Source organism: Streptomyces rectiviolaceus, assembly GCF_039533825.1.
GTDB classification, from domain to species: domain Bacteria; phylum Actinomycetota; class Actinomycetes; order Streptomycetales; family Streptomycetaceae; genus Streptomyces; species Streptomyces rectiviolaceus.
In genome coordinates this window covers 36,382-48,143 of record NZ_BAAAUG010000088.1, presented here as the reverse complement: position 1 = coordinate 48,143, position 11,762 = coordinate 36,382, and the positions used below count along the sequence as shown (strand labels likewise).

Annotated in this window: 10 protein-coding genes; all 10 read right to left on the bottom strand. The window is 71.0% G+C overall.

Annotation, left to right across the window (positions count from 1 at the left end; genetic code table 11):
• The coding region (locus ABD378_RS24965) for an MATE family efflux transporter (RefSeq protein ID WP_344523930.1) at window positions 1–928 on the bottom strand (928 nt) is incomplete at its 3' end.
• A gap of 5 nt (window positions 929–933) precedes the next feature.
• Window positions 934–2,208 (bottom strand): DUF4910 domain-containing protein, encoded by a 1,275-nt coding sequence (locus tag ABD378_RS24960; RefSeq protein ID WP_344523942.1) that lies wholly within the window; start codon window positions 2,206–2,208, stop codon window positions 934–936.
• 20 nt (window positions 2,209–2,228) lie between these two features.
• Window positions 2,229–3,254 carry an NAD-dependent epimerase/dehydratase family protein gene (locus ABD378_RS24955; RefSeq protein WP_344523928.1) on the bottom strand — a complete coding sequence of 342 codons (1,026 nt, stop codon included), beginning with the start codon at window positions 3,252–3,254 and terminating at the stop codon, window positions 2,229–2,231.
• A gap of 3 nt (window positions 3,255–3,257) precedes the next feature.
• Window positions 3,258–3,920 (bottom strand): PIG-L deacetylase family protein, encoded by a 663-nt coding sequence (locus ABD378_RS24950; RefSeq protein WP_344523926.1) that lies wholly within the window; start codon window positions 3,918–3,920, stop codon window positions 3,258–3,260.
• Window positions 3,917–4,711 (bottom strand): sugar phosphate nucleotidyltransferase, encoded by a 795-nt coding sequence (locus ABD378_RS24945; protein ID WP_344523924.1) that lies wholly within the window; start codon window positions 4,709–4,711, stop codon window positions 3,917–3,919. Before ABD378_RS24945 ends, ABD378_RS24950 begins: the two co-directional genes overlap by 4 nt.
• Window positions 4,708–5,943 carry a methyltransferase domain-containing protein gene (locus ABD378_RS24940; protein ID WP_344523922.1) on the bottom strand — a complete coding sequence of 412 codons (1,236 nt, stop codon included), beginning with the start codon at window positions 5,941–5,943 and terminating at the stop codon, window positions 4,708–4,710. The genes ABD378_RS24945 and ABD378_RS24940 overlap by 4 nt, the downstream gene beginning before the upstream one ends.
• A complete protein-coding gene (locus ABD378_RS24935; protein ID WP_344523920.1) occupies window positions 5,940–7,148 on the bottom strand; it encodes a glycosyltransferase in 1,209 nt (402 codons plus the stop codon). Before ABD378_RS24935 ends, ABD378_RS24940 begins: the two co-directional genes overlap by 4 nt.
• A gap of 2 nt (window positions 7,149–7,150) precedes the next feature.
• Window positions 7,151–8,419, bottom strand: a complete 1,269-nt coding sequence (locus tag ABD378_RS24930; RefSeq protein WP_344523918.1) for an O-antigen ligase domain-containing protein — start codon at window positions 8,417–8,419, stop codon at window positions 7,151–7,153.
• 1 nt (window position 8,420) lies between these two features.
• Window positions 8,421–9,956, bottom strand: a complete 1,536-nt coding sequence (locus tag ABD378_RS24925; RefSeq protein ID WP_344523916.1) for a right-handed parallel beta-helix repeat-containing protein — start codon at window positions 9,954–9,956, stop codon at window positions 8,421–8,423.
• 8 nt (window positions 9,957–9,964) lie between these two features.
• The coding region (locus tag ABD378_RS24920) for an alginate lyase family protein (RefSeq protein ID WP_344523914.1) at window positions 9,965–11,762 on the bottom strand (1,798 nt) is incomplete at its 5' end.

Here is an 11,762-nt window from a genome sequence, read left to right as displayed (position 1 = left end):
GCGCGGCGGCGGCCTGCCCGGCGCCGAGCAGGAGGCAGAACCTGGCAAGGCGGTGCGGGGCCCGCCGCAGCACCCGTGCCGCTTCCGCGACGGTGACCAGCGAAAGACCCATCAGCACCGCGAGGAACGGGCCGAGCAGGAGTTCGGCGCCCCGGATCGCACCCACCGCGCCGATCCCGACGATCGCGCCGAGCCCGTACGCCCGCAGCTGGGACGCGCCGCTGACGCCGACGTTCTCGACCAGGTACCGGTAGCTGAGATCGCGCTGCTCGCGAAGCCACTCGCGCGCTCCGGTCAGCTGGGGCCGGATACCGGACTGGAAGCAGCCGTACACCGCGGCCACCCCGGCGGACGCGCCCCAGGCGAGCACGAAAGCGGCCACGCTGCCCGCGCGGGCAGCCACCACCATGGCCGGGACGAGCGCGACGCCCCACACGATGTCGTTGACGAATGCCTTCCGCCCGGTGCCCGCGGCGAAGAACGAGTACCGCCAGGCGTCCTGCAGCAGCAGCCCCGGCAGCATGACGCCGAGGCAGGCGAACGCGGTCCCCACGCTGCCGCCGAGAGCGAGCCCGGCCACCAGACACACCACGCCGATGGCGGCGCCGACGCCGAGCGCGGTACCCGATGACCGGACCACCGCCCCGCGCCAGGACGCCTCCGACACACCGCTGAAGCGCACCACGAGCGGATCGGTGGCAAGCCCGCGGGAGACGCTGAGCACCACGCCGTAGGTCACCCAGGCCAGGCTGAACACGCCGAACGCGGTCACCCCCAGCGAGCGCGCGACGTAGATCCCCACCGCGAAGTTGGTCATGCTGGACGCCGCCTGGTCGGCGAGCCCCCAGGACAGCCGCCCGACGAGGGCACGCCGGGCGGATCCGGCCGGTCGCGCCGTCGTCCGCGGATTCTCCCCCTCGGTGGGCATCGGCGTCACGCCTTGATCAGCCCGGCGCCGTGCAGGGCATCGGCCGCGACGGCGACGGTGTCGAACGGCAGCCCGGACCGCTCGGCCACGTCAAGCAGACTGTGCTCCCCGTCGGAGAGGCTGAGCACCCAGAGCATGGCCATCTGGGCCTGCTGCGCGTCGCTGCGGCCGCCGAGCGAGTCGTACAACCCGCGTCGGCCCAGCTGTGGTTCGCCGTAGGGGCTGAGGTTGAGGTAGCGGCGGTTGCGGTCAAGGACGGCGAACGACTCACGGCAGACGGCGAGCGTGTCCTCCATCGCCTCCGGGGAGACGAAGTCCGGGTTGTCCGCCGATGTGTGGTACTCGGGGTAGCCGGCGTACGGAGTCCTGCTGAGCGAGCCCACGCCGAGATCGAACCCGGGCGAGCAGTACTGCCGCTCGTCATAGCCGTACGGAGTGAACTCGGTGACGCGGTGCGGGCGTTCGGATGCGGCGAGCACGTGCCGCATCACCCGGTCGATCTCCGCGTCGCCGCGCCTGCTCTGCTTGTACGTCAGGTCGCCCGAGTCGCCGGCACAGGCAAGCACGAGCCCGTGCTTCACCCGCTCCACCCGCTCCGCGTTGCGGGCCAGCCAGGTGATCGCCCCGACGGTGCCGGGCGCGAAGATGAACCGGTAGGTGTAGTACGGCGTCTGCTCCGCGAGCGCCCGGGCCAGGAACGTCGCCACCGCGATGCCGGCCAGGTTGTCGTTGGCCAGCGACGGGTGGCAGACGTGGCAGGAGACGATCACCTCGTCCGGGACCTGGCCGGGGACCACGTGCTCGGCGTAGGTGAGGTGGCCGTCGGCGAGCGTGGAGTCGATGCGGACCTCGTAGTCGCCGTCCGGCATCGCGTCCAAGGTCTCCTGGGTCAGGCAGAACCCCCATTCCGGCTTGTAGTAACTGGTGCGGTACGGCACCCAGTTCGGGTGCTCCGGCAGGGTGTGCAGGTGTTCGCGCAGCTCGGCGAGCGGCATGGTCGCCGACACCGGCACGCTGTAGCCGAGCACGTGCAGGCTGGACGCGGCGAAGTCGACGACCCGGTTTCCGGCGGTGTCGGCGACGTACGCGTCCCGGATGTTCCACTCCTGCGGCACCGTCCAGTCGAGCACCTGCGTCCCGGTCGGCACCTCGTGCACCTGCAGCGGGACGTACTCGCCGACGATGTCCAGGGTGGCGCGCACACCGTCGCCCGTGATGCTCCGGCACAGCGGGTACAACCGCTCCACCAGCGCGTGCATCTGCTCGCCGGTCGAGGTCATCGGCTGTTCGCCGGTCGCTGTCATCGGCGCCGCCGCAGGGTGTCGTCGACGGCGCCCGTGTCGGACGCCGCGCGCAGCACGGCAAGGCGGGTGAAGCGTCGCTCGAAGTCCTCCCGGGTCAGGCCGTGTTTGCGGTAAGCGTCGGCGAGTTCGAGCGCGCCCTGCTTCACCGTCCACTCGCAGTCGAAGCCGGGTATCGCGGCGCGGAACCGGGAGAAGTCCACTCGGTACGACCGCGGATCGGCACCGGTCTCCCCGGTGATCACCACCTTCGATCCCGACACCGCGTCGGCGACCTGCTCAGCGATCTCGGCGACCGTGACGTTGTTGACCTCGCTGCCGATGTTGAACGCGCGGTCGTGCACCGCTTCCCGCGGCGCGGACAGCGCGGCCGCGAAGGCCCGTGCGATGTCGGCGGCGTGCACCAGCGGGCGCCAGGGGGTGCCGTCGGAGAGCACCAACACCTCGCCGGACAGGAGCGCGTGGCCCACCAGGTTGTTCAGGACGATGTCGGCGCGCAGCCGGGGCGAGTAGCCGAAGGCGGTGGCGTTGCGCATGAACACCGGGCTGAAGTCGCCGTCGGCCAGCGGGTGCAGGTCGTCCTCCACCCGCACCTTGGACTCCGCGTACGGCGTCACAGGGCGCAGCGGGGCGCCCTCGCCCACCAGGTCGCTTCCGCCGGCGGCGCCGTACACCGAGCAGGTCGACGCGTACAGGAAGCGTCGCACTCCGGCGTCGCGGGCAAGGCGGGCAAGGCGTACGGACGCGTGGTGGTTGATGTCGTAGGTGAGGTCCGGCGCAAGGGATCCCAGCGGGTCGTTGGACAGCGCGGCCAGGTGGATCACGGCGTCCACCCCGGCCACGTGTTCGGCCGTGACGTCGCGCAGGTCCACCCGATGCCCCGGCGGGTCCGCGGGCGGCGGGCCGAGGACACAGTCGGCGAACAGGCCGGCGTCAAGACCGACGACCTCGTGCCCGGCGGCCGTGAGTACCGGGGTCATCACGGTGCCCAGGTATCCCTGATGTCCGGTCAGCAGTACGCGCAAGGTTCATTCCCCCAGCTTGAAAGTGCCCAGATCGAGCGTGAGTTTGTTGACGGCGAACGCCTCGGCGTAGCGCGCGTGGCATTCGATGCCGCGGATCCGCGCGAGGCCGAGGAAGGCCTCCCGGTCGTACCAGGGCCGGTGCCGCTGCGAGGGGTAGTGCTCCTGCAGCAGCCGCACCTTCTGCTCGGCGATCTCCGGCGACAGCGGCTGGTACGCCGCCATACGGCCGAGATCGCCGTCCCACTTGACGATCTCGTAGCCGAGCACGAGGTGGTCGCGGAACGCGGTGGGTACCAGCTGCGCCAGGCCGCGGTGGTCCTGGTGCGCGTCATCGGTACGCGGGGCGAGGACGAGATCCGGCTCGGTCCGCTCGCGCAGCTCCTCGACCGCGGCCTTGGCCTCCTCCCAGTGCACAGGCAGCCGGCCGTCCGGCAGTTTGAGCACGGTGAGGCGCAGGTCGGCGCCCGGGCAGAAGGCGGCGAGCGCGGCCTGCTCCTCCTGCTCCCGCTCGCTGCCACCGCCGGAGAGCACAAGCGCGTCGACGCGGATGCCCGGCCGCGCGAGGCACATCGCAAGGAGCGTGCCGCCGGCGCCGATGGCGATGTCGTCGCAGTGTGCGCCCACCGCGACGACCCGGCCCAGACGCCCGGATCCGAGCCGTATCACGCCCTCGCCCCCGCCCCGTCGCGTTCCCACACGGCCCACGGACGGTCGCCCCGTGTGTAGGCGGCGTCGAGCGAGGCCCGTTCCTTCACGGTGTCGGTCGGCTTCCAGAAGCCGCGGTGCTGATAGGCCACCGCCCGGCCGCGCTTGGCCAGTTGGGCGCATCCGTCGGCTATCAGGTCCCCGTTCTCCGGTATGTGGTCGAAGACCTCCTGGCGGAGCACGAAGTAACCGCCGTTCTCCCACAGCGGCATGTCGCTCACCGCGGTGATGCCCCCCACCAGGCCGTCCTCGCCCAGGTCCACGCAGTGGAACGAGGACTGCGGCGGCACCACCATCATCGACGCACCGGCGTCACGCCGGGCGAAGGAGTCGATCATCTCCGGCAGCGGGGCGTCGGTGAGCACGTCGGCGTAGTTGGCGAGGAACATCTCGTCGCCGTCCAGATGGTGGCGCACCCGGCGCAGCCGCTCCCCGATCGGCGACTCGACGCCGGTCTGCGCGAACGTGATCGTCCAGTCGGCTATGTCGGTGGAGAGCAGCTCGGTCTGCCCGCCCCGCAGCACGAAGTCGTTGGACGTCGTCTCCTCGTAGTTGAGGAAGAAGTTCTTGATGTGGTGAGCCCCGTACCCGAGGCACAGGATGAACTCCGTGTGCCCGAAGTACGCGTAGTAGCGCATGACGTGCCAGATCAGTGGCCGCGGGCCGACCATCGCCATCGGCTTGGGCATGTCGTCGGAGGCGCCGCTGCGCATACGCAGCCCATAACCGCCGCAGAACAGTACGACCTTCATGGCTTGACCTCGACAATGCTCAGTTCCGGGATGGGAAAGACAAGGCGGCCGCCCCAGGCGTGCACGAAGGACAGCTGCTCGACCAGCTCGGCCCGCAGGTTCCACGGCAGGACGAGTACGTAGTCGGGTCGGTCGGCGGCTATCTGCTCGGGCGGCAGGATCGGGATGCGGGTGCCCGGGGTGAACCTGCCGTGCTTGTAGGGGTTGCGGTCGACCGTGTACGCCAGCAGGTCGGGCCGGATGCCGCAGTGGTTGAGCAGGGTGTTGCCCTTGCCCGGGGCGCCGTAGCCGACGACCGTCTCGCCGCGCTCGGCCGCCTCGATGAGGAACCGCAGGAGATCCCGGCGGACCTTGGCCACCCGGGCGGAGAACTCGGCGTACCCGGACAGGTCCTGCAGTCCTGCGGCCTTCTCCCGGTCCAGTACGTCGGCCACTTGCCGGGTCGGCTCACCGGCCACGTCGGCCGGCCGGGCCCACAGCCGGATGGAGCCGCCGTGCGTGGGCAGCAACTCGACGTCCACGAGCGTGAGTCCGCCGCTCGCGAGGGCCCGGATCGCGGACGCGACCGTGTAGTACTGGAAGTGCTCGTGGTAGATCGTGTCGTACTGGTTCTCCTCGATCAGGGTCAGCAGGTGCTGCACCTCGATGGAGACCCAGCCGTCGTCGGCGACCAGGGCGCGCAGCCCCTGGGTGAACCCGACCACGTCGGGGATGTGCGCGTACACGTTGTTGGCCACGACCAGGTCCGCCGGGCCGTGTTCGGCGCGGACGGCCGAGCCGGTGTCCGGGCTCAGGAACTCCGTGAGCGTGGGCACCCCCGCCTCCCGCGCCGCGGCACCGACGTTCACCGACGGCTCGACGCCGAGGCAGCGGATCCCCCGGTCCACCACGTGCTTCAGCAGGTACCCGTCGTTGCTGGCGACCTCGACCACGAAGGCGTCGGGGCCGAGACCCACCCGCCGCACGGCATCGGCGACGAACGTGCGCGCGTGCTCCACCCAGGAGGTCGAGTACGAGGAGAAGTACGCGTACTCCTTGAACGTCTCCTCGGGCGTGATCAGCGGCGGGATCTGCGCCAGCCAGCAGTCGGTGCAGACCCGCAGGTGCAGCGGGTACGCCGGCTCCGGCTTGTCCAGTTGGTCCGCGGCGAGAAAGCTCTCACATGGTGGCGTCGCCCCAAGGTCGACGACGCTCGTCATCGCCTCCGAGCCACAGAGTCGGCAACCTGTCATTTACTGCCCCCCATTATTTCTGTCCGACCCGCGATCGCGGTGCGGTACCCCTCCACCAGGCGCTCAAGACCGACAGCAGGGCTGAAGCCCTGCTCGTATCGGCGCCGGGCCGCCTGGCCCATCTCCCGGCCCAGGGCCGGATCGGCCGCGACCCGACGTATGCAGGACGCGAGCGATGCGGGCTCGCCCGGCCGGTGCAGCAGACCGGTCACCCCGTCCTCGACGAGTTCGACGAAGGCGCCGTGCCCGGCGGCGACGGCCGGGACCCCGGCCGCCATCGCCTCCACGACCACCAGGCCGAACGCCTCCAGCCACGTCGAGGGAGCCACCACGGCGACCGACCGCGCGACGGCCTTCCGGCTCTCCGCCGCGTCGTACAGGCCGACGTACCGCACGTCGTCCCGGCCCGCCGCCCAGGCGGTCACCTCGCGCTCCAGCGGCCCGGCGCCGGCGATCACGAGCGGCACGCCGACACCACCGCTCGCCGCGATCTCGTCCCACGCGGCCATGAGCAGCCGCACGCCCTTGGCCTCCGCGAGTCGGCCGAGATAGAGCAGATGCTCGCCGGACCCCGATCGGCGGGCGTCCGGCTCCGGCACGAAGTTGTGCTTCACCGCAAGCAGCTCGGCCGGCATGCCCGACCGCACCAGGACATCGCGCTGCGCCGCGGAGATGCAGAAGAACCGCTCCACGCCGGACCACCACCGCCGCCGGTTGACGACAAGGCTGACCGCGAGCGGCACCGTCGCAAGGCGAGAGCTCCGATAGCAGCCGTGCCGGACGGCGGGCAGCGGCGACCCGCCGACGCACTCGGTGCACGGCTTGCCGTCCCGCTGCAGCGTCCCGGGCGGGCAGACCTGGGTGTAGTTGTGCAGCGTGGCGACGGCGGGCACGTCGGCGTCGGCGCAGGCGGCGAGCACCGCGGGCGACAGGAGCGGGAAGACGTTGTGGACGTGCACCACATCCGGCCGCTCGGCGCGAAGCCGGTCGGCGAGTTCCGCGCGGACCGCGGGATTCCACGGCACAAGGAGTGGTACGGCGGCCTTGCTCAGCAAGGACCGGGCGCCGATGTCGTCACTGCGCCGCTCGAACACCCCGACCCGGTGGCCGGCCGCACGCAGCAGCTCCACCTCCTGATCGACGACGTTGTTCTCCCCGCTCGGCTGCCCCGAGGAGTAGCGGTTGTGCACTACGAGGACGTGCATGCTCACGTCACCTCCGATTTCCGGGCCCATCGCGGGACACGTCGTCCAGGGGCTGCGGGCGTCGGCAGGTGCGTGGCCGCGACAGGTGCCGCGAGCAGCGAGGCGGCCAGGGCCAGATGCAGCAGATACGGCGAGGCGTCGCCAAGACCGGCCTCGGTGTACGACGCGATCCCGCAGTAGCTGATCAGGAAGATCGCGCAGGCCCTCGACAGCGACGGCGGCCGCAGCAACGCGACGCCGCCGAGGACGATGATGACCGCCGCCACGATGGCGGTGCCGGTCAGACCCTGCTCGTGGTAAACGGCCAGCCAGCTGTTGTCGATCGGCAGCCCGCCGAACGACTTGTCGCCCAGGCCCATGCCGAACAGCTGCTCCGAGGTCGTCCGCGGGGCTGCGAGCAGGGCGTCCCAGACCTTCTCCCGACCGGTGAGGCTGGTGAAGTACTCCTGGCTCTGTCCGCGCAGGAACCACGCCTGCACCGCGGAGCCGAACCCCACCGCGGCCACGGTGGCGCACAGCACCGTCCAGGCGAAGAACCGGCGGGCCGCGGCGCTGGTCAGGACGAGCGAACTGATCGCCAGCGCAAGCCCGATGAGCAGGCCGAGCGTGGCTGTCCGGGTATGCGTCAGCGCGAGCAGGACGAGCGACGGCACGATGACCACCGCCGCGCCGGCCCTGTCGGTCCTGCGGCCCACGACGAGCAGCACGGTGAGCCCGATGATCACCGCGGCGTACTGTCCGATCTGCGGCGGGGTGAGCGGCCACAACGCGCCGACGAGGCGTCCGCCGTAGAGCTCGGGCATGGCCGCACCCGGCGAGATCACCAGACCTACGGCCACCGACCCGAGCACCGCGAAGTACATCCGGATGTGGTGCCGGACGAACGTCAGGCCGCCGTCCCACCAACGGCTGAGCAGCCACAGCGTGCCGACGAAGAGGGCCAGGCGGGTGCAGCGGAACAGCGCGCCGTACCCGGACTCCAGGTTCGCGCTGGAGATGACGCTCGGCACCAGGAGCAGGGTGAGCAGGAACACGAAGGCGCTGGCTCGGATGCGCAGCCGGAGATTGACTGCCAGCGCAAGCGCGAACGCGGCGACCAGCGCGCCCATGGTGACCATCTGGATCAGGGAGCGGGGCAGCGGGATGATGGTCTGCGCCCCGGCGGAGCCGAGCGTGTTGAGGACAAGCAGCCCCCAGACGATCCCGACGATCTTCGACGTGTGGGCAGTGTGGTCGGTGTGGTCCGTGTGGGTCGTGTGGTCTGGGCTCATCTCAACCACCGTCCCGTGCGCGGAAGGTGCTGCCCGTGTCCTGCCGGTACGGCGTGCCCTGCCACTGCCCGGAGTCGAGCACCCGGCTCGGGTCGTGGGCGACGAACTTCCAGGGCCCGAGGTAGACGTTGTCGTGCCAGCGGTTGTGCTGCTTGCGGGTGATCGCCTCGGCCACCCGGTCGCCCTTGTACGGCGACCAGTCCGGATAGGTGCCGTAGTTGGCGAGCACGGCCATGCGGTCGCACTTCACCGTGCACTTGACGACGGACTTGTCGAGCACGAAGCGGTTGTCGTGGATGTCCACCCGCTGGGTCTTCCACCGGCAGTCGGCGTAGAGCGGTGCGGTGGCGATCTTCGGCCGCGCGCAGCGGTCGGTGTTCTTCACCAGCAACGTGCAGTCACCGGACGAGGTGTTGGCCGGGCTGTTGCAGAACCGGTCGGCGTTCTCCCACAGGGTGATGCCGGACCAGTTGTTCTCCAGAGTGTTCCGGTAGAACTCGATCTTGTCCGTGCGGGCCCGGACCCGTGGTTCGCCGCCGGACTCGGACAGATAGATGGTCGCGAACGGGAAGTTGTCGCCCTTCTTGGCGTACTTGCGGCCCTCGACCCAGTTGTTCCGCCGGATCGTGTTCTTCCGGATGACCGCGTTGTAGCTGGTCTCGTAGATCAGCGCGGCACCGTCGTTGGCCTCGAGGACGTTGTCCTCGATGCGGAAGTCGTTGTTGTTGGTGTCCGCCCACAACCCGGTTCCGCGGTTGTCGTGCACCCAGTTGCCGCGCACGTCGGCGCCGTTGACGGCCCAGAACTTGACGCCTCCGGTGCAGCCGCAGCCCTCGCGCCGCCGCTCCCAGTCGTCGGTGTTGTTGCCCACGATCTCGTTGCCCTCGATCACCAGGCCGCGGATGGCGTCACCGGGCTTGTATGCGTTGATCCCGTACTGGCCGTTTTCGCGCAGGCAGCTGGCGCGGACCTTCTGGCGGGCACCGGCCATCAGGCCGGCGCCGGAGTTGTGCTGGATCGTCGCGTGCTCGATCACCCATCCGTCGGCCGAGTCGTGGTTGACCACGCCCTGGTCCTGCGGCGCGACGAAACGCTGCACGGTCAGGTGGCGGATGGTGATGTCTCGGGCGGAGCCGCCGAACGCGTACTGGTTGGTCTTGTGGCCGTCGAGCACCGCGCCGGGCGCGCCGAGGTAGCGGTTCCCCTTCTTGGGGATGACCTGCGCGTAGCGGTCCGGATCGAGCCTGTGCTTGCCAGGGCGAAGCCAGAACGTGGTGTTCGGCGGGCTGCTCTTGGTCTTCGCTGCCAGGTCACCGGTCACCGCGGGGTCGATCGGCACCGCGCCCTTCGGCGCCTTCGCAGGACCGGCCACGGGCTTGGCGCACACCCGGGCCACGGACGTGGACGGCGCACCGGACGTGGATGGCCCACCGGTCGGCTTCGCCCCGGCGCCCGGCGTACTCGTACAGCCGGTCGCCAGCAGGGCCAGCGCCAGCGGTGCCGCCGGTAATGCCCAGTGCCTCCACTTGATTCCCACGCGTCCCCCTAGCCGCAGAACCTGAGCACGGTGGTGAACCCCTCCGCGCCGTCGGCGATTCCGGTGCCGACCAGCGTGGTGGCGGGCTCCTTGCGCCCGAAGCCCGCGGAGTACCAGCCCAGCGGCGGGTCACTCTCGCCGCGATGCGCCCGCCAGCTCAGCTGCCCGGGCAGGTCGAGCACCGCCGAGCGGTCCTCGCCGTCCCGGGTCCAGGTGAGCACGGCCCAGTTCCCCACCAGGTCCGCGGCGATCGCCGGGCCCAGGTGGAACGCCAGGCGCACCGCCCGGCGCGGTCCCCGCACCTCGTCCACCACCCGCAGCTCCTTGGCCGCGGCGGTCAGCTCCACCCGGCGGCGGTGCACGGAGCGCCGGTAACCGTCGTGTTCGGCGGACCAGCGGGCCGTCCCCCCGTCGGCGGTGCCGGACGTCTCCGCGACCAGGACGCGGCTGCGGGCCTGCCGGGTCCACAGGAACGGGCCGCCGGAGACGGACTGGTCACCGCCGTCCAGCTGCAGGGTGTTGTGACCGAGGGTCGACCGGAAGTACTGCCGCCACTCGGGCTGCCCGTGGTAGCAGAACGTCCCCGGGTCGGCGAGCACGTCGACCCCGTCGTGCCGGACCTCCACGGACAGCGCGTCCGCATGGGCGTGCGCGGCGATGGACAGGAACCCGTGCGGACCACCGTCGCAGCGGCACCAGATCTCTTCCGGACCGCGCAGGATGGTCATCCCCGCGTCGGCGAAGTGGGCCGGTCTGCTGGCCGGGCGGGTCACGGCCGGTGCGGTTTCGTCTTTCGCGTACGGCCGGATGAGCGCGGCAAGGAGCGGGGTGCGCACATCGGTGCCCGTCACCGCGGGCCACCAGTCGAGCCGGCCGAACACGGCGTCCCCGGTGGCAAGCAGCGAGGCCCAGCGGTCCGTGCCCGCGCCGTCCACGACCAGGCCGTGCCCGTCGTCCGCGTCCCCCTGGCGCGGCGGACGTAATCGGCCGTCCACGACGGCCGCGAGCGCGTCGGTCATCCGCAGCAGCACCAGGCGGATCGACGCGGGGACCGGCACGGCGGCGGCATCCGCCTCGGCCACCGCGGCCAGGCCGAGTTCAAGGACAAGTCCGTGATACTCGGTGGCCAGCTCGCGGTTGAGGCCGGAGTCGAAGGTGTTGCTCCGCAGCTGCCGCTCGAGCGACCGCAGCGCGCCGGCCCGCCAGCGCGCCGATGAGGGGAACCAGCCGAACGCACAGGCCGCGGCGAACTGCCCGGCGGCCTCTGCGATGACGTGGTTGTTCGCCGAAGACCCCCGGCTGGGGAAGGCGGCAAGCCAGCGCTGGTGGTGCCAGATCTGGTTCCGCGCCACCGGGTTGCCCTCGAAGAGACCGGCCGCACCCGGCCAGCCGTCGAGCAGCCGGCGGATCCAGACCCAGGAAAGGAGCCGGATCCCCAGCTCGATGCCGCTGACCCAGTGCACTCCGCGCAGCGGCGCGTTGGCCGCCCACCACAGCCGCAGGTGCTCGGCCACTCGCTCGGCGTACCGCTCGTTCCCGGAGATCGCGTAGGCGGCGGCGAGCACGGTGAGGTACTGATGCCGGGACAGCTCCCAGATCTGCTTGATGTCCCCGACCGCGTCCTCGTTCCGGTACGGCACGTCGAAGGCGTACCCCCACGGAGCCCGGCGCCCGGTCTTCGGGTCGTACCACCAGTCCGGGTCGGCCAGGTCGTCGCGGTCCACGCCGAAATACTCGGCGTGCCCGGCCATCAGCCGGTCCGCATCGGCGATGAGACGTTTCGCGGCGTCCGACGGCACCGCCGCG

Bases quoted from the DNA above. Each gene is read 5' to 3' on its own strand.
- ABD378_RS24935 (WP_344523920.1), bottom strand. From the start codon at position 7,148: ATGCACGTCCTCGTAGTGCACAACCGCTACTCCTCGGGGCAGCCGAGC.
- ABD378_RS24945 (WP_344523924.1), bottom strand. From the start codon at position 4,711: ATGAAGGTCGTACTGTTCTGCGGCGGTTATGGGCTGCGTATGCGCAGC.
- ABD378_RS24940 (WP_344523922.1), bottom strand. From the start codon at position 5,943: ATGACAGGTTGCCGACTCTGTGGCTCGGAGGCGATGACGAGCGTCGTC.
- ABD378_RS24930 (WP_344523918.1), bottom strand. From the start codon at position 8,419: ATGAGCCCAGACCACACGACCCACACGGACCACACCGACCACACTGCC.
- ABD378_RS24960 (WP_344523942.1), bottom strand. From the start codon at position 2,208: ATGACCTCGACCGGCGAGCAGATGCACGCGCTGGTGGAGCGGTTGTAC.